This is a genomic window from Candidatus Sulfotelmatobacter sp. (assembly GCA_035498555.1).
Classification (GTDB): Bacteria; Eisenbacteria; RBG-16-71-46; order RBG-16-71-46; family RBG-16-71-46; genus DATKAB01.
Genome location: DATKAB010000069.1, coordinates 1 through 24,773, shown reverse-complemented (window position 1 = coordinate 24,773; position 24,773 = coordinate 1). Strand labels below are relative to the sequence as shown.

The window sequence follows — 24,773 nt, the reverse complement described above, 5'->3', positions numbered from 1 at the left end:
TGAATGAATAGTCGGGTGTTGACGAGGGTGGGGAACTGTTGCGTGACGATGCCGCGGACCGTCACGGTCTGCCCCATGGTCAGGGGGACGCCGTCGCCGTCGTTGCAGTGCAGCGTACCGATCGGCTGCTGGGCCATGGCGACGATCGGTGTGGCCGCGACCGCGAGAATGGTGAGCAACGCGCGGCGGGTGATCTGCATGGAGAGCCTCCTGACCGAACCGCAACGTTGGCGACGCCTGCACAACGATCGCGCTTCTCAACGGCGCTGTCGAGCGGGATCCGCATCGCGACGCCTTGATGGACCGGCTGGCCCCGAAGCGAGTGCCCGAGGCCGCTGGTGCGTACTTTGGTACCATGCTACCGTACGGACCTGAAAGGAGTTCGCATGCCTCGACCCCAGCGTCGCACCGCCAGGCTCCGGCCCCGCGGGACACCGCGCCTCGTCACCCGCGTCCAGACCGGCGTCCGCATCGAGAAGCACATCGTGAAGGTGCTGAAAGCGATCGCCGAGTACCACGAGATCACGCTCGGCGACGTTATCGAAGGGATCGTGCTGCACGCGTTCGAGGGCAAACCCGCATTCGGGCCAGAAGGCCTTGCGCGAATCCGTGAATTCGGCCGGCTCTATGGACTCGACCTGAATGCCACGCATGCCCACCACATGGCCGAGGCGACGCGGCGACCCGCTGCCGGGCGAACGACGTTGAGGAGGCGCACATGACCGGCCCGGTGGAGGATCGTGCGCCGCGGAGCCTTGGCAGCCGCTAGGAGGTCGCGATGGAGGAGCAGGCGCGGCAGGCGTTCAACCCCGATTGGGAGCGCGAGGCGCAGAACTGGATTGCCTGGGCCCGCACACCCGGGCACGATTCCTACTGGAAGTATTCGCCGGCGTTCTTCGAGATCGTGCCGGCACCGTGGCGGGCCACGCTCGAGATCGGATGCGGCGAAGGACGCGTGGCCCGCGATCTGGCGAAGCGCGGGCACCGCGTCGCGGGAATCGACGCCTCGCCAACGCTGATCGACGCGGCGCGCGAGGCGGATCCGGACGGCGACTACCGGGTCGCGGATGCCGCGCGGCTCCCCTTCGAATCGGGCAGCTTCGATCTGGTGGTCGCCTACAATTCGCTCATGGACGTGGAGGACTTCCGCGGCGCGGTTCGCGAAGCGGCCCGCGTGCTGACCGACGGCGGACGATTCTGCATCTGCATCCTCCATCCCATGGCGGATGCGGGCCGATTCGTGAGCCGCGCGCCGGATGCGCCGTTCGTCATCGCCGGCTCGTATCTCGAGAGCCGGCGGATCGCGGAGTCGTTCGAGCGCGACGGGCTGCGGATCACTTTCCATGGCTGGCGCCATCCACTCGAAGCCTACGCTCGCGCCCTCGAGAAAGCGGGACTGTTGATCGAATGCCTGCGCGAACCGGCGCAAGGCCAGACGGCCGCAGCCGGGGAAACCCCCGAGGGACGCTGGTGTCGACTGCCGCTGTTCATGTTCCTGCGGGCCGTGAAGACACGATCGAGGCGGCTCGACTAGACTCCGCGCGCCAAGCTCAGCTGAGCCCACCATGACCGACTTCCTGAACCGCCGCGCATTCATGAGGAGAGCGTCCCTTCTCGGCGCTTCGCTCCTCGTTCCGGCCCCCCTGGTTGCGGACGCGCTCGCATCGCGGGGCGGGAATGGCGAGCTGGCGAATCGCTACTTCACCGTCTGGTTCGATTCGAAACGAGGAACGCTCCGCATCGTCCGGCGGGATGGGACTCCCCTGCTGAACGGGCATCCGGCCTGGGCCCACTCCAGCATCGGCACGCGATCGATCTCGTCCGCTCGCTACCACACCTCGGCAGACGTCATGGACTTCAGTGACCGGCTGGGCGCCGGAAAGCGACTGCGGATCAGCTCCAGAGATCTCGAGCGCAGGCTCGACCTCGAGACCGACGTCTCTCTCTACGATCTCCTCGAGGCGGTCACGATCGAAACGCGCTGCACCAATGTTTCCGATCAAGACATCGCCCTCGCCAGCCTCGAGCCCATCCGCGCCGTCGGTGCCGAAGGCGGCGCATTGAGAGCGCCCGGAGTCAGCCAGTGCCTGACCAACGGCGTGATGTACTACAACGCCGGCACGGTCCATCGGTTCGGCACTCCGTACGAGGCACGCCCTGACCTCGCAAACGTCAAGCTTTCCGAGCGCTCGATCTCCGCGGCGAGCGAGACCGTGAACAGCTGGTGGAACGTCGGCCTGTTCAGCGGCTATGAAAGAGAGGGCATCGCGCTGGGCTACCTGGGAAACCCTTCGAGCCTCGGCCAGCTGCAGGTTTCGAGAACCGGCCCCGACCAGATCTCCTTCCTGGCGGAGTCGGTCTACTCGCCCGCGGCGATCCTGAAACCCGGCGCCGGCATCGGCTCCGACCGGTTCATGCTGAACATCGCCGCCGATCCCTACGCCGCACTCGCCGACTACGCGGCGGCGGTCGGCGCCATTCAGAACGCGCGCACCACCTCCATCGTCAACGGCTGGTGCAGCTGGTTCTACACCTTGCAGCAAGTGAGCGAGGACGAAGTCCTGTCCAATGCGGCGTTCGCGGCTCGGCAACTCAGGCCGCTCGGGCTGGAGTACATCCAGATCGATGAGGGCTATCAGCGATGGCACGGCGACTGGGAAGGCAACGAGCGCTTCCCTCACGGAATGAAATGGCTGGCCCGGCAGATCAGGGGTTACGGATTCAAGCCGGGTCTCTGGATCTCCCCGTATGTGATCGCCGAACCGAGTGAGGTGTTCAAGCAGCATCCGGAATGGCTGGTCCACAAGCCGGACGGCAGCTTGCAGCGCATCGGCAACTGGCCCGATGAGAATTCCGATCTGGCCCGCAACGAGAGCCCGAGGCAGTACTGCCTTGACATCACTCACCCGGGCGCCGCCGGCTGGCTCTCTTCCCTGTTCAAGACGATCGCGGTCGATTGGGGATACGAGATGATCAAGATCGACTTCATGGCATGGTCGGTCTTCGCCGCACGCCAGTTCCACGATCCCACGCTTTCCTCGGCGCAGGTATACCGCCGCGGGCTCGAGATCATGCGAGACGCGGTCGGCGATCACTGCCATCTGCTCGAGTGCGGACCCGGCGCGATCACCGTGGGCCTCATCGACAGCATGCGAATCGAGGCCGACATCAACTACGGTTTCTCGGAAGCGGCGTGGAAGACCTACTTCCAGGACCCCGCCTGCAGCGCGGCTGCCGCGGCCAAGCGCTTCTACCATCACCGGCGCACCTGGGTGAACGACGTCGACCACATTTGCATGAATCTCCTGACGAACCAGGAATCGGAGGCGGCCGCGACCATCATCGCGCTGAGCGGCGGCAACATGATCTCGGGCGATCGGCTCACGCAGCTCGACGAGTACAAGCTGGAGATCCTCCGGAGGATCACGCCTTCGTCCGGCGAGGCCGCAGTCCCGGTCGATCTGTTCGACGGCGAGATGCCCTCCACCTATGCGCTGAAAGTGAAGCGGCCGTTCGGAGAATGGAGCGTCGTCGGCTTCTTCAATCCCGATCGGACGAGGGGCTCGGAGAAGGCGTTCCCGCTCGAACGGCTATGGCTCGATCCGACCAGGACCTACCTGGCGTTCGACTTCTGGAGGCAGAAGTTCCTGGGCGAAGTGAATCGTGAAATGAAAGTATGGGTGGCGCCGGGAAGCGTGACTCTGCTGGCGCTCCACGAGAAAGCGGGCAGGCCCCAGTGGCTCTCGACCGATCGCCACGTGCTGCAGGGCGCACTGGAGATCGAGAACATCGGCTGGGACGAGGGCAGCAGGACACTCACGGGCGTGTCGACCGGACCGCCGGGCACGGCCCACAACGTTTCAGTGTACGTGCCGGGCGAGCATCCGTGGACGTGGGGCGGCTACGTGCTGTTTCGCGATCATGGACCGTTCACGCTGAAGCTGGTGGAGGACAACATCGTTCAGGTGCACGTGCGGTTCGACCCGAGCACCCGGGTCGAGTGGAAGCTCCGCCCCGACGAGTTCTTCAAATGAGCGGAAGATGAAGCGGGTTGGAGATCTCGGGACTGGCGGGGCCGAGCCCGCCTCTACTTCTTCCGCACGTACTCCTTCGTCATCATCTTCATTTCCTTCTTTCCACCGGGCGGGGTGTTGTACAGCTCCACCGTGTGATGGTCGTCGTCGACCACGGTCTCCACCATGCGGATCGTCGCGACCTTGCCGGTCGACGGATCGTTGAACGTCCCGATCCAGTCGATCACCTTGCCGCTCGCGTCGGCCGTACCCACGCACGTCATCATTCCGGTGCCCAGATTGTCGATCAAACTCGAGACGTACTTGCCGCTCACGTTGTCGTAACCAAACAGGCCCATCCCGTTGTAGGGCATCCCGCTCCAGTTCCCCGAGTCCACCTCCTGGATGTAGCGACCTTCCATCAGGCTGGTGATCGTCGCGGTGCTCTGCGACTCCTGCGCGGGCTTCGACGGGTCCATCTGGAGCTTGAGCGTGCAATTCCACTCTCCCGCCATCTTGGTGAGCATCGCGTGCGGTGCACCCGGGGTTGCTGCCTGCGTCATCTTGTCCAGTGTCGCCTTCTGATCAGCCGATAACTGTTTCGGAGCGTCGGCGGCGAGCGCGGCGGCGGAAACCAACAGCGCAACGAGAACCAGAGTGAGCCGGATGTGCATAGCGACCTCCCATGGACCTGGTGAGCACGACCTCAACCACGCTACTTGGGCTCCGTCGAATGGACAACGGCTTCGTCCCGGGCGGGAGTTCAAGGTCGCTCGGCGTAAACTCCCGGCGACGGCACGACCAGCCGCGTCGAGGGTCGTCGGAATGGGTCTTACAGGTCAGCTCAAACAGCAGCATGGGCAGCAGGGGCGGCACCTGCACCGGGTAGCGCAGCCCCAGCAGAGCCAGTAGCCCGATGGTCGGGAGCAGGCTGGCATGCCCGCGTCTTGTCGTTCCCGATCGCCACTGTTAGCGTCAACATCCGAGGCGTCGCTCGTCCCGCGCGACTCGAGGATGCGGTCAACGGGCATCCCGGCCGTCCTGCTCCCGAGGAGATCTCATGAAGCGTGGGTCGCACGTCCTGGCCGTGTTCCTTGCCACCGGCGGCCTCGCGTGGCTCGGCCCCCGACCGGCGCAGGCCGCCTCCTCCTCCACCATCGACGCGTGGCTCGCTCAAGCCGACTCGATGGCGGCCCATGGTCGCTACGCCGCGATGGAGAGTCTTGCGACGGAGGCGCGCGCCGCGCTGCGAGGCGCGACTTCCATGGACACTCTCCGCTGGGTTCATGCGACCGCCAGGTACTTGGATTCGTACCAGCGACGGTTGCTGCCCCGCGACTCGCTGGCGCGCGGTGCGGGAACCGAAGCGCTCACGATGCTCGCGCGCCTCCGGGGTGAACACGACACCACCACCGTCGTGCTTCACCGAGTCGTGGCCTGGATGCTCGCGAATACCCAGCATCCCGGCGAGGCGATCGACCACCTGCGGCCCGCACTCGCGATCTCGAGCCGCCATCCCGAGTGGGGTGTGCGGCCGACCGTCGCGATCCGCTACGACCTGGCCTTTAACCAGTTCGCGCTCGGGCAACTGGACTCCGCGCTCGCGTCCACTCAGCTCGCGCTCTCGCAGCGCGCGGCGATGCCGGCGCACGATTTCGTGATCGGAGACGCGCTGGCGCTGGCGGGCGGCATCTACGATCAGCTCGGCCGGGACGACGAAGCACTGCAGAGCTTCCACGATGCGATCCACGAGTACATCGAGCAACTCGGCCCGAGCGCGCCCAAGCTGGCCTACGTGTACAGCCGGCTGGCGGCGTTCCATTTCCGGCGCGGCCGATACGCAGACGCCTACGACGCCTACGCACACGCGGCAGACGTCGTTCCTCTCGAGAGCGGAAGCCCGAATGCCCTGATCGTCCGGATCGGGATGGCGCAATCTCTCGAGCAGATGGGCGACCTCGCCCGGGCGAAGGAGCTGCTCGAGCACCTTCTCCCGAGGGTCGAGAAGCTGCTGGGGTCCACAGCCCCGACCGTGGAATCGCTGCGGCTCAGCCTCGCGAGCGCCTACGTAAAGGAGGAGCAGTACGATCGCGCGCACGAAATCTACGCCTCGATTCGCGCGCATCACGCAAGCGATCCCGAGGGCAGCGATCGTACGATCCTCATCGCAACGCTCAACAGTGATGCGGTCGTGTGGGAGACGCTGGGCAACTCCGATTCTGTCATTGCCCTGACGCGAGAATCCGTGGCGCTCGGCAGTGGAGGCCGCGTCGATCCCCAGTATCTCGTGTCCCCACTCTCGCACCAGATGCGCGCCCACGCGATGAAGCGCGAATGGGCCTCGGTCGACAGCGCCGATGCGCGCCTCGCAGCCCTGCTCGACGGCGCCGCGGTTCCCGCGAACAACGAGGTGGATGACGCCTGGCTGGCGCGGAGCGTCGTGGCCGACTGGCGCGGCCGGCCAGCCGACGCGTTCGCCGCCGCCGCGACCGGCGCACGGCTGGTGCGCGAACGACTGGCACTCAACGCGCGCGCGCTTTCGGACCGGCAGGCACTGGGGCTCGCGCGCGCGCTGTCGGCGCCGCTCGACCAGATGCTGCTGCTGGGAGCCGGCACCGGAGCGAGCTTCAACCGGGAGTGCTGGAACGAAGTGGTGGGCCTGCGCGGGCTGGTGCGAGCGATCGTTTCGCGCCGCCGCCTCCCCGAGGGAGCGAGCGAAGACTCCGCATTTGCCCGGTTGCATCGGAGCTGGAGCGACGCGGAGCAGGCGCTCGCGAGCTATGAAGTCTCGCTCGCCGGCTCGCCGCGGGACGCGACCAGCGACTCGGCTCGTGCCGCGCTGCGGACGGCGGTCGACGACGCGGAGCGTCGACTGATTCGCGCCGCGCCCGGACGCGCACCGGGCGCCGATCCCGCCGGTGTGACCCTGGATTCGATCCTCGCTCGCCTGGCCCCCCGCGAGGCACTCGTGGGGTTCCTGCAGGCGCCGCGCCGAGACAGCACCCGGCATCTGATCTGCTTCGTGGCGCGCGGCGGTTCACGCGAAGTGAAATCGGCCGACCTCGGCGATGTCGCGGCGCTGGGAGCGCAGGTGGCCACCTGGCAGCGAGAACTCGCGGCCACCGATCCCGCGTCGCGATCGGAGGGCGCTTGCCGGCAGGCCGGCGTGCAGGTGCGCCTCGCGGTCTGGGACCGAATCGCGGCGCTCGCCGGGGACGCGCGCGAAGTGGACGTCGTGCCCGACGCGCCGGTCGAAGGGTTGCCCTGGGGCGCGCTGCCGATCGCAGGCGGCTACCTCGTCCAGAAGGGTCCGCTGGTGCGCGTGCTCGGCGCCGAGCGCGAGCTGCTGCGCGGATCGCCCGAGCCGGCCGGACGCGGACTTCTGGCGGTCGGCGGCGTGGACTACGACCGTGGCGCCGGCGCCCCGCTTACGCCGGTGGCCAACGCCGCGCTTGCGCCGATGTCGGCCTGCGATCGTGAAGCGCTCACGCACTTGCCGCCGCTTCCCGGCGCCGCCGCCGAAGCGCGTGACATCGAGTCGACGTGGCGCCGCGCGTGCTCGACCTCCGGCGACGTGACTCGCCTCGAGGGCTCGGCCGCGACCGAGGACGCGCTCGAGCGCCTGGCGGGACACCAGCTCGTGCTGCATCTCGCCACCCACGGCATCGTGCTGGGCAGCGAATGCGCGGGCTTGTCGGCTGCGAACGGCGCGCGCGGCGTGGGCGGGGTCGAGCCGGTCGGTGCAGCGCCAACCGCCGCAAAGCCGGCGGCCGCCGCGCGCGCTCAGCCGGCCGCCGCGCCCGAGCGGTCGCCGTGGGAGGACCGCCAGGTATTGCTCGCGCTGGCGGGCGCGAACCACGCGCTGGACCCAGGCCACAGTGGACCCGACGGCCTGCTCACCGCGGAAGAGGTGACGACGCTCGATCTGCGCGGAGTCGACTGGGTCGTGCTCTCCGCCTGTCACACCGGAGTCGGCGAGGCGTGGTCGCGCGAGGGCGTTCTTGGCATGCAGCGCGCGTTCCACCTCGCCGGAGCGCGCACCGTGATCGTGAGCCAGTGGGCGGTCGACGACGAGGCAACGCGCGAGTGGATGCGCGCGCTCTACGAGGCACGCGGGCGGGGATTGGTGCGAGCCGCCGACGCGATCGCCGCCGCGCAGCGGGAGGTGATCTCGGCTCGTGCCAGGCACGGGCGGTCGGCGCACCCGTTCTACTGGGCGGCCTTCACGGCGAGCGGCGAGTAGAGGGTGATGCTCCGAAGATTGCAGTCATCAGGCGTAAGTCACAGCCATCCAGTCGGTTGTAGCAACGCCGGCTGAGAACACGCCCAGGGCCTTGTGGCTCGAAGGGCAGCCGCCCGCCAACTGCAATCTTCAGAGCATGACCCAACTATCCCGAAAGTTGTTGATCGCCGCTTTGCGTTCTCTTAACTTCCCGCTTCGGCCCCAGCCGGCATTCCGGCTGGCCAGGGATTGGCACCTACCGGGAGGTGGCGAATGCTGAAGAAGTCGCTGCTCGGAACGTTCCTGTTGCTCGTCGTGGCGGTCGCTCTGTCGGGATGCGGAAAGCACAGCGCGTCCCAGCTCACCGGAGCACAACCGCTCGACTCCTCCACGTCCGATGGTCTGACCGGAGTCCCCTTCAACCACAACCCGAACATCCTCCAACCCGAGTCGTCGATTCCCGTCGCGGGCGAGATGCATACCGACCATCTGATCTTCGTCGGCGCCAACGCGCCGAGGGGCACGGCTGCGCTGGCCACCACGGCGAGCTACAGCCCGTCGCAGATCAAGACCGCCTACGGCGTTCCCTCGAGCGGCGGATCGGGAACGATCGTGATCGTGGATGCTTTCAACGACCAGTACGCGCTCGCCGACTTCAACGCGTTTTCTGCACAGTTTGGCCTGCCGCAGGAGACCTCGACCAACGTCACCGCCTCGACCAACCGGGTCTTTCAGATCGTCTATGCGTCCGGGAGCAAACCGCGCAACAACAGCGGCTGGAGCCAGGAAGAGGACCTCGACATCGAGTGGGCGCACGCGATGGCGCCGAATGCGAAGATCGTGCTGATCGAGGCGGCCAGCAACAGCAACGCCAACCTGTACGGCGCCGATGACCTCGCTGCGACGATCTCGGGCGCGCACCAGTGCTCCAACAGCTGGGGCGGGGGCGAGTCGTCCTCGGAGTCGGGCAGCGATTCGCACTTCAATCATTCTGGCATGACCTACCTGTTCTCGACCGGCGACACCGGCGGCGCGCGGGACTACCCGGCCGCCTCCCCCAACGTCGTGGCGGTGGGCGGCACCTCGTTGCTGCTGACCGGCAGCAACTCCCGCTCGAGCGAGACGGTGTGGAACGGCACCGGCTGTGGTCCGAGCTCTTACGAGTCGCGCCCCTCCTATCAGAGCGGCGTGGCGAGCGTGGTCGGAACGCACCGCGGCATCGGCGACGTGGCGGCGGTGGCCGATCCGAACACCGGCGTGCTGGTCTACTGGCACGGTGGCTGGTACATCTTCGGCGGCACCAGTGTCGCATGCCCGGTGATCGCGGGCATCGTCAACGTGGCGGGCGCGAATCGCGGCGGTCCGAGCGCCGAGAACACCTTCGTCTACGGCGGGCTCGGCGGCGCGAACTTCTACGACGTGACCAGCGGAACGGCGGGCTCGTATCACGCCGCGGCCGGATACGACTTCCCGACCGGCGTGGGCGCCCCGATCGGCATCGCCGGCTTCTAGTCGGGTCAGTTCAGTGTAAGAGTGAGAGCCCCCGGCCACGGCCGGGGGCTCTTGGAGTCTTGGTGCGATGCGAACACGAATGAAACGCTTCGCTCTCACGTGTGCGGTGGGCCTGTCGTATGTGGCCAGCCTCCCGACCCACCCCACCCTTGGCGTCGCCGGCACGGCCGCCTCGAAACCGACGGCGCCGTCCAGCACGCGCGCCGGTGAAGCAATCGCTCGATTCGGATTCGAGCTGTTCGCGCGAGTCGCGCCCTCGCCCGGGAACGCCTGCGTCTCACCGCTGAGCGTCGCCATGGCGCTGGCGATGGCTCGCGAGGGCGCGTCGGGAACGACCGCGCAGCAGATGAGCGCGACGCTCCATCTTGGCCCCGAGCCTTCCGCCGAATTCTCTGATCTACGCCGCCAGCTCGCTCCCCGGGACTCCGCCTACGAGCTCGACATCGCCAATGCACTGTGGGTCGGCGCCGCGACGCCACTCGAATCGGCGTACCGGAGCAAGGTCGAGAAGTCTTATGGCGCACGGCTCCAACCGCTGGATTTCTCGCAGCCCGGTGCCGCCAGCGACACGATCAACGCCTGGGTGGCGAAGGCGACGCGTGGACGCATCCCTGGCCTCGTGACTCCCGGCGCACTCTCCCCGGCGACGCGGCTGGTGATCACCAACGCGACCTACTTCGCGGGACGGTGGGAGCACGCCTTCGAGAAGGCGGCGACCCGCGACGAGGATTTCCACTCGCCGAAGGCGACGATTCAGGCGCCCTTCATGCAGGCGACGCGCTCCTACGGCTATGCCGACGACGCCCGCGTCCAGCTGCTCGAGCTTCCGTACGCCGGAGACCGGCTGCAAATGCTGCTCATCCTGCCGCGCAGCGCGGCCGACCTCGAGCCGGTTGAGCGCGATTTCACGCTTCCAAAGCTGAATCGCTGGCTCGCGGCGATGAAGGAACGCTCGGTCGAGGTGCATCTGCCGCGATTCCGGTTCGATGCCGACTGCGCGCTGGAGCGGGAGCTGCCCGCGCTGGGAATGCTCGACGCCTTCGATCCTGCGCGCGCCGACTTCTCCGGCATCGACGGCCGGCGCGATCTGTTCATTGGCGCCGTGATCCACCGGACCTTCGTGGCGGTCGACGAACAGGGCACCACTGCCGCAGCCGCGACCGGCGTCATCATGCCCACCGCGATCATTCGTCCCATGCCGGTCGTCTTTCGGGCCGACCATCCGTTTCTGTTCGTGATCCGCGACCCGCGCACCGGGGTCGTGCTCTTTCTCGGGCGGCTCGAGCAACCGGAGAGCTGACAGCAGGGCGGATATCGCGAGCCGGCGACCCCGGCCCACGGTGAGTGGTCGACTCCGGAGAGGGCCCGAATCCGGTTCGCGGCTCGCAGGACCGGTTCGCGTCATCGCGTGGCGGCGACACGCTTGATCGATAACTGGCATTGACTTCACAAGCGCCGGACGACCGCGTGCGCGTCGGAGGTATCTACTGGAGTTGGAGCCACGGGCGAACTCGCCCTGACACCTGCGCCGTCGCCGGTCGCGACCGTAGTCGGTTCGCGCGACGCTCGCCCCCGAGCCCCGATCAGGGCCGCACCGACTCGTTCCCATTCCTCGGGAGGGGCACCATGAGGGTGCGAGAAGTGATGACGGTCCCGGTCGAGACGTGCGGATCCGACTCCGAGCTGGCGGCAGCCGCGATGCTGATGTGGGACCACGATTGCGGAGCACTGCCGGTCACCGAGCCCGGCAGTTCGCGGGTGGTCGGAGTGATCACCGATCGGGACATCTGCATGGCCGTCGCCACGCGGCGGCGAGGTCCGCATGAGATTCGCGTCTGCGACGCCATGAGCCGTTCGCTTCAGTCCATCGGACCGGAAGAGGAGCTTTCGGCGGCGCTCCAACGCATGGCGGAGTCCCAGGTGCGAAGGCTTCCGGTAATCGACGCGAGCGGCGCCGCGGTCGGGATGCTCTCGCTCAACGATGTCGTCCTGCGCGTCGAGACCCCACGGCTGCGGCCGCGGCGCGCGTCCCTTTCCGACGCCGTCATGCACGCGTTCAAGGCGGTCTGCGGACATCGCCAGCGGCTCGCGGGCGCGGGGCCCTAGCGACCCGCCGGTCGAGGCGAACGACGCTCGATTCACCCGCGCGGGTCCACCGCCCGATGCGACGACGAGTCGCGGGGTGAGTGAACTGGCCGCGGCCGCGAGGGAGCGATTCGCCATGCAACCTTCGCAGGACTTCGAAACTCGACTGCTGCAGATCCGACTGGGCCGCCAACAAGCCCTGTTGGCGATGGTCGGCGTCACGATCGTGGGCGCCCTGATCTGGAACCTGGCGCTCGCTCGCACCTCCGAAAAACGGGCGGCCGAGCTCAACCAGATGGCGGCCCTGGTGGACAGCCTTTCGGACGTGGCCCGGGCGCAGCGCCAGCAGCTCCACCCGATCGAGAAAAGACTCGACTCCTTCGGCCTGACGAGCAACGAGGTGCGCGGCATCCTCGCGAACAAGGCCGATCTCGCGACGGTGCGCTCGCTGAACGACAAGCTCGACGGCATCGCGAGTGAGCTCGCGCTGAACGACAGCGCGCTCGAGCGAATGCGTGTCGATCTCCACGATCGCTTACGGCAGGCAGAGGCCGTGGAGCAGGACTCCCTGGCAACGCTGCGACGGACCTTCCAGGGGCAGCTGGCCGCGCGGAGCGAGAGGGACAGCCTGGTCCGCGATCGTGACCACGCCCTGGCCCTCGACACGCGCCGCACCGCACTGGAGCACCGAATGGATGGGCAGAAGAAATGGATGGCGGTGCGCGACGTCGCGACCTTCACGAGCCTCGCCATGATCACCGCTCACGTGCTCGCGGAACCTTGAGAGTTGCTGGCCCCCCGAATGCGCTGAGGGACCCGACGGCCGCGGCTTCACCGGCCGAAGAAAGGAGTGCTGCCATGAAACGTTCTTCGCGCGTCCGCACGACGGCGATGGTGGTGGGAATCCCGCTGGTGTTGCTCCTGGCGGCCATCGTGGCCGACACCACGCTTCGTTCCGGCGCCCAGGCGTACGCCGGCCATCCCCTCGCGGACAACGTCGTCGCCCCCGCACTCGCTCTGAGCCGCACGTTCGAGCAGGTGGCCGCCCGCGTCCGTCCCGAGGTGGTGAGCGTCTATTCCGAGAAGATCGTCAAGGTGCGCAGCTTGCCGTTCGGCGACGACGACTTCTTCCGCCAGTTTTTCGGGGACGGCGCGATGCCCTTCCAGACGCCTCAAGAGCAATCCATCCCTCAGCGGGGCATGGGATCGGGAATCGTGATCGATGAACACGGCGACATCCTCACCAATCACCACGTGGTGGACGGAGTCGACCAGATCCGGGTCCGGCTGGCCGACCAGCGCACGATGACGGCCAAGGTGGTGGGGAGCGACGCCAAGGCTGATATCGCCGTGATCCGAATCGAGGGGGACGTCCCGTCGAATCTTCCGATCGCCCGCTTCGGTGACTCCGATTCGATCCGGGTCGGTGACCTCGTGCTGGCGATCGGAGCTCCCTTCGGGCTCACGCAGACCGTCACCCAGGGCATCATCAGCGCGACCGGACGCTCGAACGTCGGGATCGAGGACTACGAGGACTTTCTGCAGACCGACGCTCCGATCAATCCCGGCAACTCGGGCGGGCCGCTGGTGGACATGCGCGGCGACGTCGTCGGCATGAACACGGCGATCGCGACACACCTTGGTCAGTCCGCAGGGGTGGGCTTCGCGATTCCGGCGAACCTGATCCAACACGAGCTGCCGACGCTGCTGCGGGGCGGCCAGATCGCGCGAGGGTTCCTCGGGGTGACCATCCAGGACCTCACGCCCGATCTCGCGCGTGACTTCCACATGAATGGGAAGGTGGGGGCCCTTGTTTCAGAGGTGCGGAAGGACTCGCCGGCGGAACGCGCCGGCATCGAGACGGGAGACGTGATCGTCAGCTACGACCATCGCCCGATTGACGACTCGCGCGAGCTGCGGAACGCGGTGGCGGCGACCCTGCCGGGCCGCCGCGTCGAGGTCGGCGTGATGCGGATCGGGCGCCAGCGCTCGCTCGAGGTGGAGCTCGGTTCGCAGTCCGGGACGCCACTGGCGGCGGCTCCCGCTCCCGAGGGTCGGAATCTTCTCGGCCGGCTCGGGCTCGAGGTGGAGCCATTGACGCCGGCGCTGGCCCAGAACGCCGGCGTGGACGACACGCGGGGCGTGGCGATCCGCTCCATTGCGCCCGGCACCGTCGCGTCGATGTCGGGGCTCCGACCCGGCGACGTGATCGTCGAGGCCGATCACAAGTCGGTGGCCACCGTCGCCCAGCTCGAACACGAGGTCGCCGCCGATCCGAAGAACCTGCTGCTGCGGGTCGACCGCCGCGGCAGCAGTCTCTACGTCGCGCTGGCGGCTCCGACCTCCTGACGCCCGATCACAAGCGAGGCGGCTCGCCGGCGCCGAGGCGACGCCGCCGCGAAACGCGGCCGGCGCCGGGTGGCGGGATCAGGACTGAGACAATCGCCGCCCGCTCCAACGGGCCGCTCAGGACCCGCTGCCCAGTCGTTGCTCGACCTCCGCCACTGCGGAGTCGCCAGGCGAAAGCAGCGCCTCGCGGATCTGGAGCGCATGGCCCAGCGCAGCGCGCTCGCCGTCTCCGTCCTTCATGTCGCGCAGGCAGTCGGCATAGTCGATCCAGGTCGTTGCCGCCTCGAGGCTGTCGGTTCTGCCCGCACTCTCGAAGGTTCGGATCGCGCGTTGAAGCGCCCGTTGTGCCCGGGGATACTCTCCTTTCAGTCGCCACATCTCCCCGCGGGCGCGATCGACCTTGGCCAGCATCGGTGACTGAAGGCCGAATACCCGAGCGCGGATCTGGGCGGCGCGGGCCAGAGTGGACTCGGCGCGACCGAAGTCGCCCTGTCGCGCGGCGACTTTGCCGATATTGAGCAGCGCGGCGGAGATCTCCACGTGGTCGGGCGCATACAGCTTCTCGAGTAGGATCAGCGCCCGTTCATACAGGCCACGCGCGGCCTCGTAATGATCCAGGTCGAACTCCAGGCCTCCCAGGTTGTAAAGCGCGCTGGCCAGCCACGGAGTCGCCGGGCCGGGTTGAGCCTCCTGGATACGAAGGTTCTTCTCGTAGTATTCGCGCGCGCCCTGGCGGTCGCCGCTCTGGCTCAGCATGGTGGCGAGGTTGTTGTAGGTCGCTCCCAGCAGCGGATCGTCGGGGCGCAACAGGCGCTCGCGGATGGCGAGCACGCGTCGGGTCAGCGGAATTCCGCGCTCGAAGTCCAGCATGACGCCGTAGAGATTCGCGAGATTGCTGAGGCTCGCGACCAGGTCGGGGTCTTCGGGTTTGAGCCAGCGCTCGCGGATGGCGAGCGCACGCTGGTAGAGAATGAGCGCGGAGTCCCGGCGGTCGGTGATCCGCATGAGAATGCCCAGTCGGTTGTAGGCGGTGGCCAGTGCGAGGCTGTCAACGGGCGGAGCCGATTCGATCAGGGCAACTTCCGCCATGCCGAGCCGCTTGGCCTGAGGGTATTCGCCGATTTGGCGGTAGACGTCGCTGATGATCCCCGACACCCGAGCGCGCACCCGCGGCTGATCACGAAGCTCCGTGGCGATGCGCTGCGCGCCGCGGTCCAGGATCTCGCGGGCGCTCGGCGGCGTGCCCCGCGCGCGGTCGGGGTAGGACTCTTTGAAGAGTCCGAGCAGAAACTGGGTGGTGGCGTTCGCCACCTCGGCCGAACGCGTTGCGTCGAGGCGGGCACGCGAGGCGCGCAGGAGCCCGATCGTGGTGCCGATCACGCCGGCCACCAGCGCCAGCGTGATCACCGATGCCGCCAACACGCCGCCGCGGTGGCGCCGGACGAACTTGCGGGCGCGATAGCCGAGGGTTGGCGGACCGGCCTGCACCGCCTCGTGGTCGAAGTGGCGCCGGATGTCGGCCGCCAGCTCGGAGGGCGTCAGGTAGCGGCGAGCGGGATCCTTCTCCAGCGCCTTGAGCGTGATCCAGTCGAGATCGCCCTGAAGCGCCCTGCGGAGGGCCGAACGCTCCGTGGAACGGCTGCGCGTGACGGGGCTGGTCGAAGCCAGCGTGGCAATGCGCGCACTCGGCCGAGGGGGATCGACCTCACGGACGAGACGCAGCACTTCCTCGTGTGCCGCGGAACGCAGCGTCTCGGGGTCGAGCGGAGGCGAGCCCACCAGCAGCTCGTAGAGCAGGACGCCGAGCGAGTAGACGTCGGTGCGCGCGTCCACGGCGCCGGCGCCGAGGCCGGCCTGTTCGGGGCTCATGTACGCCGGGGTTCCGAGAAAGTGTCCTCGCGACGTCAGCCGCGTGCGATCGCGGTCCTCGCCGCCGATGGCCTTTGCGATTCCGAAGTCGATGATCTTGGGAACCGGTTTGCCCTCGTGCTCCTCGACCAGCACGTTGGAAGGCTTCAGATCGCGGTGGACGATGCCCTGGAGATGCGCGTGCTGAACTCCGGCGACCACGTCGAGGAACAACTCGAGCCGGCGCGCCACCGGGAGCCGGCGCTGGTCACAGTATTCGCGGATCGTGGGCCCGCGCACCAGGTCCATGACGAAGTAAGGGCGTCCATCGGGCGTGGTCCCCGCATCGAGCACTCGAGCGATGCACGGATGACTCATCAGCGCGAGGGCCTGCCGCTCGGCCTCGAAGCGCCGCAGCACGTCGCGCGTGTCCATGCCGAGCTTGATGGTCTTGAGCGCAACCTGGCGGTGAATGGGTTCGTGCTGTTCGGCGAGGAACACCTCACCCATACCGCCCTCGCCCAGTCGCTGGAGAATTTGGTACGGGCCGAGCGACGTACCGACCAGCTCAGCGCGCGGCACCGCCACGAGATCGGCGGCCGCTTCGGCCACCGCACGCCCGATCCAGGGTTCCGCTTCGCCCGCCTCCGCGAGCAGCGCCTCCACTTCGCGACGAAGCGCCACATCCTCTCCGCATTCCGCGTCGAGCAGGGTGCCACGTTCTTCCGGCCGCACCTCGAGCACGCGATGGAAGATCCGCTGCAGTCGTTCCCAGTCGAGCGGGCTCATCGGCATCACTCCCTAGTGGGTTCGTGGGCGCGCGCGATCCGAGTGGTCGTCAGGACTGGCCTTCCTGCAACCGGGACTTGAGCCAGGCGCGGGCGAATCGAAGGTCGCGATCCACAGTGGCGGGCGAGGTGTCGGTGAGGCCGGCGATCTCCTCATGGCGGAGGCCCGCGAAATAATAGAGCTCCACGACGCGGCCCTTGCGCGGGTCAAGCGCAGACAGTCGCGTGAGCGCCTCGTCGAGGTCGACGACGTCGCCGGCCGGGACCGGCGACGCCACGCTCTCGCTCAGGGGCTCGCGCGCCGCTCCCGATCCCCGCTTGAGGCTCCGGCGCGAGCGCGCATGATCCACCAGGATCCGTCGCATCGCGCGCGAGGCGACCGCGAAGAAGTGCCGGCGATCCTCGAGCGACAGATCCGAGTCGACGAGCCGGGCATACGCTTCGTGCACCAGGGCGGTCGGCTGGAGCGTGTGCTCCGGTCGCTCGCGACGCATGTGCCTGCGGGCAAGACGGAGCAACTCGTCGTAGACCAGCGGGATCACCTGGTCGAAGGCGCCCTGCTCCCCGGCGCTGCAACGCCTGAGAAGGAGCGTGACAGTATGCGCGGTCGAATCCGGCATGGGCGGCGCGTCCCTCCCGATGGCTCGAGAGACTCGATCCCGATGGGCCCCGCCGGAGGCGGGGCCCCTGCCACCTCAGTAGCTCCATGTTCCGCGGATCCGCACGCTGAGGCGGCCTTCCGTGTCCGTGTAAGTGTAATCGAGAGTTCGCGAATTGTCTTGCCGGTAGGCCGCGGGGAGATTGACGGTGATCCAACCCACCCGATCGTCGTCGCCGCCCACGTCCTCGTCCATCACGTAGATGCGATGCGAGGCGTCGTAGCGAAGCACCTGCGGCAGTGAGCCGTCGAGAGCACTTGCCGCGGTGTTGAAGGAGTAGGTCTTTCCGGATTCGGCGTTGGCCGTCGTGCCCGACGTGTAGTCGGGCATGTGCCCGGGGACCTGGAGCACAACGTAGAGATCCGGGCGCCGGCTGCTGGAAATCGCGGACAGGTCCCAGTCGCTGCCGTCGCTCTTCTTGCTCGGAAATCTGGTGACGCTGATCGAAGTGACCACCCCTTCTAGAGGAGTACGGATTCCGACCGTCGGGGGAATGGTCGCCTGGTTGGCCGTCGGATCCGGCGACGTCGGGCTCTTCCCGCAGCCGGACGCGACCAGGATGAGCGCCGCGAAGGCGAAGAGCGCGGGAATCCACGAAGTGGGCTTCATGTTCGACCTCCGTTTCTGGGTTTCGGGGCCTGGATGGCCTCTGTCCCCGGAGGCGAGAAAACGTGGGCAATCCCCTCACGGCTCGGAGTCTGAGCCGGCAACCGACTGGGAGTCGGTCCGATACGGACGCTGCTCGGCTGACCCGCTCCAGCCGGAGCCAGGATGGGCGGGCCGCCCGCCCGCTCTCACCCGACGCATTCTCTACGCGCCCGTCCCCCCGCCCTCCTCCGACACCGCAGTGCGGCCTCAGCGGTGGAGCATCACCCTCTGCCCGAGCTCGACGCGCCCGACGCCAGTGACCGTGGCGTAGACGCCGGCGTTCGACTGATTGGCTCGAGCGACCGCCTTCAACACCCCGTGGTCGAGGGTGCCGTGGTCGGGGTCGATATTCACCATCATGCAGCGAAGGTCTCGCTGGGTGACGCTGAGCGCCGGCGCATCGCCAGCTTCACCGAAGCGGAGCACACCGCCCACCCACTCGTCCTCCTCGAAGGGCACGGCGCGGGTCGAGCGGATCACGAGGTTCGGGCGGAAGCGCCGAATGTCCTCGCGCACTCCCGCGAGCCGGCAGACCTCGCCGGTCGTCGTGGAGGTGATCACCGAGATGCTCGCCTCATCGAACATGCCGTGCTTCAACTGCGCCATCTCGACCGGGCCGCCGTGCCGGTGTCGGATCTCGGCCGCGAGCGCCCCTCCGAGCAGCGGCACCTCCTCCCCCTCGGGCAGGCGAACGCGCACCGGGGGAGCGTCGCGGCTCCCGCCTTCGGCTCGTAGCGGCGTAAAGAGCACCAGCTCCGGAAACTTGCTGGCGTTGAGCCAGGGGAAATCGCCGCGCGCCTCGAGGAGGCGAAGTGCAAAGCGGCGATCGCACTCGAGGCCGTGCCAGCCGAGCACCGCGGCCGGGAGCGACTCGCCGCGCATGGATTTCACCGGATAGCGATAGATCGCTTCGATCGTGCCCAGCACGGTCGGCAGTTCGTTCACTTTGTCTCCCGGAACGCCAGATCCGCGAAGGGCTCGAGAATGCCGCAGCCTACAGGATCTCGACGCGAATGCCACCCCGCTCAGGGCCCTGAACACGCTCCGGCCGCGTGCCGACCTCAGCGCCGATCGCCTCCGGGCGGCCGTCGCTACGCCGCGTCTCGGATTCGCACGAGTGTCCAATCCCGAACGCTGTCGTAGCCGCTCGATCACGTCTCCTTCATCGCAGAACCACGCATCTCGTCGTGCGCACCTCGCGATCGGCGGCGAGCCGCAAGAAGTAGACGCCTTCCGGAACGCGCGACGCGTCGAGACGCACCACGTGCCAGCCCGCCCTCTGGCGACCGTCGGCGAGCACCAGCCGCCGAGCACCGGTCACGTCGTAGAGGGCGAGGGTCACGTCCGCCTCGCGTGGCAGCCCGAAGCGCACCAGGCCACCACCACGAATCGGATGCGGCGCGGGCGGACCGAGCGCGAGCGAGACGGGTAGTTCGGCCGCGATGGGGGAAGTCACCGCGCTTGCGCCGGCTGGACTCGCCAACGTCCAGAGCCCGACGTCGGGAATGAGGAGCGAGTCGACCGCGGGATCGAGCCCGTTGTCGGTGCGTCGAACCCCGGAGCGCGGGGCCCACGAGCCGTCCAGCCAGCGATAGGCGATGGCGCTCGTGGCGTTCCCGATCGAGCGATCGAACAGCGAGCCCTGCTCGCTCGTATTCCATTGAACCGACGCAAGCATCGCACCGGTGGCCGCGCTCGGATGCGTGATCGCCCAGGCGCGAGTGAGTCCGTGGTCCGGGGCGATTCCCGTCTGCAGAGGCGCGTCGAAAACCGCCACGCGGAAACTGTCGGTTGCGGACTGAGTGCGGAGCGACACCGGATCGTAGTGGCTGTTCCCCACCGGAAACGAGACGTCGGCGCCCACCCCGACCGTGCGCTCGAGCCGGCCAGTGGTGTCGGGAGTGACGACGTAGCTGGCGGCGGAGCCGCCGGTGATCGCGCCCGCGAACAGGTCGTGCCCGCCGAGCGAGAGCCAGCCGGACTGGAGCGCCAACGGGCCGGCCACCGTCATCGGCTCCGCGATCGACGCGGTACCGTGGAGCGCGAGCGTGAGCCCCGCCAGTGTCGAGACGCCGCTCAGCGAGGGAGAGCCGTATCCGGCGAGGACCAGCGCGCTGCCGGCGCGCGGATCGAACGACCCCGTGGCAATCAGGTCGCCCGCGATCACGAGTTGCGTCGCCCCGCTCACGCGGACGACCGTGCCGCCGTCGATCACCAACGCCGGCACGCTCGCGCGGGCCGGCGACGCGAGCGCCAGCAGGGAAACGACCAGCGCGATTCCGCTCGGGAAGCCGTGGCGCTCGCTCACTGCGGAATCACCTGAATCGTCATCGAATTGCCGGAGATGGTGCCGCTGCTGCTGTCGCCGAACGTAATCGTCTTGCTCCCGCTGATCGTGAATCCCTTCACCTTGAGGGTATGTGTGCCGGACGAAAGGTTGATGCCATCCGTGAAGCTGATGATCTCGATACCGCCGTTCGCGACGGTCTTGTTGTAGATGCGCACATCGACGTTGTCGACATCGAGGTAGGCGGAACAGAAGGACGCCCCGCACGCGACGCACCCGGGGTCGCTGACCGGCACGTTGACGCTGACGATCGCCCGGGCCGGCCCGGACAGCGTGACGGTCTTGGTCATGTCGGGAAGATCTGCTCCGGTATGATCCGTGAGTCCAAGCGTGTGCGGTGAGTCGATGATCGTGATGTTGTTGTACTGGGAGTTGGTCGGCGATACCCAGGTCGCCGCGCTGGCCGAGCCATTGGAGCTGAGGACCTGACCGGCGGCGCCCACCGCTCCGTTCACTGCCAGTGCGCCGGTGGGCTTCACGGCGAACCGCTCGTTGAAGGTTCCAGCCGCGTCGTAGCCCATCGCCACGTCGGCATTGGGATTGTCGGCGAAGATCTGGAGCCGGTTGCCCGCGACCCCGAAGCCCACGTCGCCCGTCGCGCCCGGATAGAGCGTGATCTTCTTGCCCAGGCTCGCCGGGAAGCCGAGCGGCGCATCTGGCGAATCCGTGCCGATTCCGACGCGGGAAGTGCTCCCGTTCAGCATCAGGATCCGGTTTCCCTGCGCGCCGAGCGTGAGTACATTGTAGCCGCCGGGCTGCCCCTGCTGCTCGATCCTCGCGTCGCCGGCTACGCCGCCCGCAGTGGCGACGCCAATCTTGAGCCGGTACGACGGGCTGCCGATGCGCACGTCCCCTTCGGTGCTCGCCACGTCGTAGAGCCCGCCCACGACATCGAGGCGCGACTGCGGGTTGGCGACTCCCACGCCGGTGTTGCCGTTCCCGAGAATCGAGAGCCGGCCGCCGGCAACGAACGGAGCGTCGACGAAGAAGTTTCCAAGGCCGCCGAAACTCGCCACCACGCTGTTGGTGCTGTCGGTCTGGACGCGCAGGCCGTCGTACGCATCCTCGATCGAGAGGCGGTGGCCGGGATTCGAAATCCCAATCCCGACGTTGCCATTGTTGTAGTAGAGCTTGGTGCCGTTCGCGAGCCAGGGATTGCCTGGAACCGTGGTGTTGTCGATCAGCTGCCTCCAGCTGGGCGAGCCCGGGGTACCGGCGTTGATCCAGAGTCCGGGAGTGGCGTCGGTCTGATACACGACCAGACCCGTGGCGGGAAGCGGAATCGCGCCACGCTGGAAGGCGGTCATGCGGGGCGGCAGGAACCCCTTGTTGGTCGAGGACAGGTCGAGCAACGCGGAGGTGTCGGCGGGCGCCGAGCTCGAATTGATGGCCACGCCCTGAGAGAAGGCGGCGGAGGGCGCAAGGATCGCCACTGCCGACACCACAACAAACGCGCTGCGCATGGGGCCTCCTGGTTCGATTCGCGCCGGAAGCCTCCTTGAGGATACGCGGGCTTCCAAGCTGTCGAACCCAGGTTTGGACGCAAAGTCAGGAAATTTCCGCCGGCCGCGGTCGAGGGGCGACGGGCTGGCAACCCGACGAGCCGGCGGCATGCCTGCTCGAATCTGCCGGGCTGATGCACTCGGGGCTCTGTTGCACCACGGCTGCCATCCGGTCCAGCGCGTCTATGGAGCCGGGCGTTCCGCCATGCGGCTATGCCAGGCGGAGCGCCGGCACGCCGCTCGGGTGTGGCATACTGCCGGGGTGTCCGTAGATCGTCGGCGTTCCCTCCCCCCGGAGCCGCAACCGGAGAATCAGGGCTCCCCCGCGGTGGCGACGGAAGGACTGACGCGCCGGTTCGACCAGCTGCTGGCGGTGGACCATCTCGACCTCACCGTCGCCCGCGGCGCGTTCTACGGACTGCTCGGATCGAATGGGGCCGGCAAGACGACGATGATCCGCATGCTCACGACGCTGCTGCCGCCGACCTCGGGAACGGCGCGCGTCTCGGGTTTCGACGTGGTGCGACAGCCGCGCGAGGTCCGACGGCGGATCGGCTACGTGCCCCAGCTGCTTTCAGCGGATGCCGGCCTCACAGGTCGCGAGAACCTCATGCTCTCGGCTCGACTCTACGCCATTCCTCCCCTCGAACGGCGCGAGCGGATCGAGGAGGCGCTGGCCTTCATGGGACTGGCCGAATTCGCCGACAGTCTGGTGAAGACCTACTCGGGGGGCATGATCCGGCGACTCGAGATCGCCCAGTCCATGCTCCACCGCCCGGCGGTGCTGTTCCTGGACGAACCCACAGTCGGCCTCGACCCGCGCGCGCGTCACGCGGTCTGGGACCGCCTCCGCGAGCTTCGGGAGCGCTACGGCACCAGCGTGCTCCTGACCACGCACGATATGGAAGAGGCCGACGCACTGTGCGACTTCATCACACTGTTGCATCGCGGGCGGGTCGCGGTCTCCGGCGCGCCCGACGCACTCAAGGCCGCGATCGGCAAGGACGCCACCATGGATGACGTATTCGTCGCACACACCGGCGGCACGATGGAGGAGACCGGCTCTTACCGTGAAGTCGCTCGCACACGAATCACCGCTCACCGCCTCGAGTGAGCCGCCGATCGCGATCGTCGAGTTCGCGCGCCAGGTGGTGGCGATCGCGGACGGCGAGCTTCGCAAACTGTTGCGCGACCCAACCGAGGTGTTCACCCGTTCGCTGCAGCCGATTCTGTGGTTGCTCGTGTTCGGCCAGGTCTTCACGCGGGTGCGGGCGATTCCCACCGGGTCCATGCGCTACCTCGACTTCATGGCCCCCGGGGTACTGGCGCAAAGCGTTCTGTTCACCGCGATATTCTACGGCATCGCGATCATCTGGGAGCGCGACCTCGGGATCGTCCAGAAGATGCTGGTGAGCCCGGCCTACCGCAGCGCGCTGGTGCTGGGAAAGGCCGTTTCGGCTGGCGCCCGCGGGCTGACCCAGACCGTGATCATCTATGCCGTTACCCTGCTGCTCGGCGTTCACCTGCGCCTCGAGCCGCTCGCCGTCCTCGGAGTCGTGCTTTCGGTGCTGATCGGCTCGGCGGTGTTCTCGACCTTTTCCCTCATCATTGCCTGCATCGTCAAGACCCGCGAGCGCTTCATGGGCATCGGGCAGGTGCTCACCATGCCGCTGTTCTTCGCGAGCAACGCGATCTATCCGATCACCATGATGCCGGGCTGGCTGCGAGGCATCGCGCACTCGAACCCGCTCACCTACCTGGTGGACGCATTGCGCACGCTCATGGTGCAGGGCGGCGAAAGCGCGTTCGGACTCGGGCTCGACGCGACCGTGGAGCTGACCGCGCTGCTGGTGCTCGTGATCATCGCGTCTCGGCTCTACCCATCGGTCGCGCGATAGGATCGTGGCTTGCGGGCGCTCGCGGGCGATCCCGCCGCTCAACCGCCATCGAAGTCCGCCGGGCGCGACCCGCGTAGTGCGAGGTCTACGGCCAGCCAGAGCAGCCGGCTGAACGGATAGAACCACAGCGCGAACAGCACGATCGTACCGACTCCGGCGCCGTAGAGCATGGAGCGCGGCCAGTCGGGGTGCGCCGCCCCGAGCACCGCGAGCGCGACGGCGACCAGGAGTGCTCCGATCAGATTGAGCGTGTATGCGCCGAGGAAGTAGTCGGTCTCGCCGCGATCAAGCCGCAGTCCGCAACTCGGACAGCGCGTCACGGTGCCGATCCAACCGAGCCGGAGCCCGCCTCCGCCGCAGTTCGGGCAACGCAGGCGAGCGGCGCGGAACAGCGAGTCGAGCACTTTCACCGGGCGGTTTGAACCGAATCGCGAACCGCGGGATCGAGCATCGGGATCATCTGAACTGCGGAATCTACCGCCGGCCGAGCGATCTCTCCACCCACCGCGATTCCCGGTGCTCAGGCGCGCGAGCGCTCCCCAACGGGAAACACCCGCGACGCCTGCGGTCCCTCTTCCCCTTGCTCGATTTCGTATTCAACTGGAGTTCCGGGTTCGAGCCGGTCGAAATCCAGCTCATGAAGCGAGCGGCGGCTGAAGTAGACGTCGTTGCCGGGCTGGCCATGGATGAAGCCGTAGCCGGCATCGCGGAAGATCCGCTTGACGCTCCCCTGCATCCGCGGCCCCGGGCTCTTGGTCACCCGGCGGCGCTTGAGGCAATGGCGATCCACCTCGATGGTCAGGGCCCGGAAGGCCGCGTGCACCGCGGCTCGCAGCTGTTCCTTCTGCTTGTCGGCGCGCAGGGTTTCGCCTTCGACGTTCGCGACCAGCGCCACTTCCTCG

21 protein-coding genes are annotated in these 24,773 nt (G+C 67.7%); 11 read left to right on the top strand and 10 right to left on the bottom strand.

The annotated features are described in order from the left end of the window. On the bottom strand, positions 1 to 200 hold a 200-nt coding region (locus VMJ70_06345; protein ID HTO90735.1), incomplete at its 3' end, for a hypothetical protein. Positions 201 to 386: 186 nt separating this feature from the next. Here VMJ70_06345 and VMJ70_06340 point away from each other — a divergent pair. Genes VMJ70_06340 through VMJ70_06330 form a run of 3 tightly spaced genes read left to right on the top strand, consistent with a single transcriptional unit; the run spans position 387 to position 4,034 of the window. Beyond that, positions 387 to 722, top strand: coding sequence for a hypothetical protein (locus tag VMJ70_06340; GenBank protein HTO90734.1), 336 nt, complete (start codon positions 387 to 389; stop codon positions 720 to 722). Positions 723 to 778: 56 nt separating this feature from the next. Beyond that, on the top strand, positions 779 to 1,534 hold the full coding sequence (locus VMJ70_06335) for a class I SAM-dependent methyltransferase (protein HTO90733.1): 756 nt from the start codon (positions 779 to 781) through the stop codon (positions 1,532 to 1,534). A gap of 31 nt (positions 1,535 to 1,565) precedes the next feature. Next, positions 1,566 to 4,034, top strand: a complete 2,469-nt coding sequence (locus tag VMJ70_06330) for a glycoside hydrolase family 36 protein (GenBank protein HTO90732.1) — start codon at positions 1,566 to 1,568, stop codon at positions 4,032 to 4,034. 53 nt (positions 4,035 to 4,087) lie between these two features. On the opposite strand, the gene VMJ70_06325 is transcribed toward VMJ70_06330, so the two are convergent. Next, entirely contained in the window at positions 4,088 to 4,576 is a 489-nt protein-coding gene (locus VMJ70_06325) for a DUF1579 domain-containing protein (GenBank protein HTO90731.1), read from the bottom strand. Positions 4,577 to 5,073: 497 nt separating this feature from the next. On the opposite strand from VMJ70_06325, the gene VMJ70_06320 reads away from it, so the two are divergent. The 6 genes from VMJ70_06320 (at position 5,074) to VMJ70_06295 (ending at position 14,181) form a co-directional block, all read left to right on the top strand. After that, complete coding sequence (locus VMJ70_06320; GenBank protein HTO90730.1) at positions 5,074 to 8,256, top strand: CHAT domain-containing protein; 3,183 nt, start codon at positions 5,074 to 5,076, stop codon at positions 8,254 to 8,256. 252 nt (positions 8,257 to 8,508) lie between these two features. Then, a complete protein-coding gene (locus VMJ70_06315) occupies positions 8,509 to 9,747 on the top strand; it encodes a S53 family peptidase (protein ID HTO90729.1) in 1,239 nt (412 codons plus the stop codon). A 79-nt stretch (positions 9,748 to 9,826) separates the two neighbouring features. After that, positions 9,827 to 11,047, top strand: coding sequence for a serpin family protein (locus VMJ70_06310; protein ID HTO90728.1), 1,221 nt, complete (start codon positions 9,827 to 9,829; stop codon positions 11,045 to 11,047). A gap of 326 nt (positions 11,048 to 11,373) precedes the next feature. After that, positions 11,374 to 11,853, top strand: a complete 480-nt coding sequence (locus VMJ70_06305; protein HTO90727.1) for a CBS domain-containing protein — start codon at positions 11,374 to 11,376, stop codon at positions 11,851 to 11,853. A 76-nt stretch (positions 11,854 to 11,929) separates the two neighbouring features. Further along, complete coding sequence (locus tag VMJ70_06300) at positions 11,930 to 12,616, top strand: hypothetical protein (protein HTO90726.1); 687 nt, start codon at positions 11,930 to 11,932, stop codon at positions 12,614 to 12,616. A 74-nt stretch (positions 12,617 to 12,690) separates the two neighbouring features. Further along, positions 12,691 to 14,181: a Do family serine endopeptidase gene (locus VMJ70_06295; GenBank protein ID HTO90725.1), complete on the top strand. Its 1,491-nt coding sequence runs from the start codon at positions 12,691 to 12,693 to the stop codon at positions 14,179 to 14,181. A 117-nt stretch (positions 14,182 to 14,298) separates the two neighbouring features. Here VMJ70_06295 and VMJ70_06290 read toward each other — a convergent pair whose 3' ends face one another. The 6 genes from VMJ70_06290 to VMJ70_06265 all read right to left on the bottom strand — a co-directional run bounded on the left by VMJ70_06290 (position 14,299) and on the right by VMJ70_06265 (position 21,934). Beyond that, positions 14,299 to 16,818, bottom strand: a complete 2,520-nt coding sequence (locus VMJ70_06290; protein HTO90724.1) for a serine/threonine-protein kinase — start codon at positions 16,816 to 16,818, stop codon at positions 14,299 to 14,301. 49 nt (positions 16,819 to 16,867) lie between these two features. Further along, positions 16,868 to 17,437, bottom strand: a complete 570-nt coding sequence (locus VMJ70_06285) for a sigma-70 family RNA polymerase sigma factor (GenBank protein HTO90723.1) — start codon at positions 17,435 to 17,437, stop codon at positions 16,868 to 16,870. Between the two features lie 75 nt (positions 17,438 to 17,512). Beyond that, complete coding sequence (locus VMJ70_06280; protein ID HTO90722.1) at positions 17,513 to 18,085, bottom strand: hypothetical protein; 573 nt, start codon at positions 18,083 to 18,085, stop codon at positions 17,513 to 17,515. Positions 18,086 to 18,331: 246 nt separating this feature from the next. Beyond that, positions 18,332 to 19,069: an MOSC N-terminal beta barrel domain-containing protein gene (locus VMJ70_06275; GenBank protein ID HTO90721.1), complete on the bottom strand. Its 738-nt coding sequence runs from the start codon at positions 19,067 to 19,069 to the stop codon at positions 18,332 to 18,334. 217 nt (positions 19,070 to 19,286) lie between these two features. After that, positions 19,287 to 20,432 carry a hypothetical protein gene (locus VMJ70_06270; protein HTO90720.1) on the bottom strand — a complete coding sequence of 382 codons (1,146 nt, stop codon included), beginning with the start codon at positions 20,430 to 20,432 and terminating at the stop codon, positions 19,287 to 19,289. Beyond that, on the bottom strand, positions 20,429 to 21,934 hold the full coding sequence (locus VMJ70_06265) for a hypothetical protein (protein ID HTO90719.1): 1,506 nt from the start codon (positions 21,932 to 21,934) through the stop codon (positions 20,429 to 20,431). The genes VMJ70_06270 and VMJ70_06265 overlap by 4 nt, the downstream gene beginning before the upstream one ends. 367 nt (positions 21,935 to 22,301) lie before the next feature. Here VMJ70_06265 and VMJ70_06260 point away from each other — a divergent pair, with 367 nt between their 5' ends. After that, on the top strand, positions 22,302 to 23,087 hold the full coding sequence (locus VMJ70_06260; protein ID HTO90718.1) for an ATP-binding cassette domain-containing protein: 786 nt from the start codon (positions 22,302 to 22,304) through the stop codon (positions 23,085 to 23,087). Continuing rightward, a complete protein-coding gene (locus VMJ70_06255; GenBank protein HTO90717.1) occupies positions 23,044 to 23,871 on the top strand; it encodes an ABC transporter permease in 828 nt (275 codons plus the stop codon). Before VMJ70_06260 ends, VMJ70_06255 begins: the two co-directional genes overlap by 44 nt. 38 nt (positions 23,872 to 23,909) lie before the next feature. Here the strand turns inward: VMJ70_06255 and VMJ70_06250 are convergent, their stop codons facing one another. Together VMJ70_06250 and VMJ70_06245 are read right to left on the bottom strand one after the other, a co-directional pair. Then, positions 23,910 to 24,281 (bottom strand): DUF983 domain-containing protein, encoded by a 372-nt coding sequence (locus VMJ70_06250; GenBank protein ID HTO90716.1) that lies wholly within the window; start codon positions 24,279 to 24,281, stop codon positions 23,910 to 23,912. 110 nt (positions 24,282 to 24,391) lie between these two features. Then, positions 24,392 to 24,773 (bottom strand): cold shock domain-containing protein (locus VMJ70_06245; protein ID HTO90715.1); only part of this gene is annotated, 382 nt, incomplete at its 5' end.

Coding starts and splice junctions, on each gene's coding strand:
- VMJ70_06340 (HTO90734.1), top strand. CDS start 387: ATGCCTCGACCCCAGCGTCGCACCGCCAGGCTCCGGCCCCGCGGGACA.
- VMJ70_06335 (HTO90733.1), top strand. CDS start 779: ATGGAGGAGCAGGCGCGGCAGGCGTTCAACCCCGATTGGGAGCGCGAG.
- VMJ70_06330 (HTO90732.1), top strand. CDS start 1,566: ATGACCGACTTCCTGAACCGCCGCGCATTCATGAGGAGAGCGTCCCTT.
- VMJ70_06325 (HTO90731.1), bottom strand. CDS start 4,576: ATGACGCAGGCAGCAACCCCGGGTGCACCGCACGCGATGCTCACCAAG.
- VMJ70_06320 (HTO90730.1), top strand. CDS start 5,074: ATGAAGCGTGGGTCGCACGTCCTGGCCGTGTTCCTTGCCACCGGCGGC.
- VMJ70_06315 (HTO90729.1), top strand. CDS start 8,509: ATGCTGAAGAAGTCGCTGCTCGGAACGTTCCTGTTGCTCGTCGTGGCG.
- VMJ70_06310 (HTO90728.1), top strand. CDS start 9,827: ATGAAACGCTTCGCTCTCACGTGTGCGGTGGGCCTGTCGTATGTGGCC.
- VMJ70_06305 (HTO90727.1), top strand. CDS start 11,374: ATGAGGGTGCGAGAAGTGATGACGGTCCCGGTCGAGACGTGCGGATCC.
- VMJ70_06295 (HTO90725.1), top strand. CDS start 12,691: ATGAAACGTTCTTCGCGCGTCCGCACGACGGCGATGGTGGTGGGAATC.
- VMJ70_06290 (HTO90724.1), bottom strand. CDS start 16,818: ATGAGCCCGCTCGACTGGGAACGACTGCAGCGGATCTTCCATCGCGTG.
- VMJ70_06285 (HTO90723.1), bottom strand. CDS start 17,437: ATGCCGGATTCGACCGCGCATACTGTCACGCTCCTTCTCAGGCGTTGC.
- VMJ70_06280 (HTO90722.1), bottom strand. CDS start 18,085: ATGAAGCCCACTTCGTGGATTCCCGCGCTCTTCGCCTTCGCGGCGCTC.
- VMJ70_06265 (HTO90719.1), bottom strand. CDS start 21,934: ATGCGCAGCGCGTTTGTTGTGGTGTCGGCAGTGGCGATCCTTGCGCCC.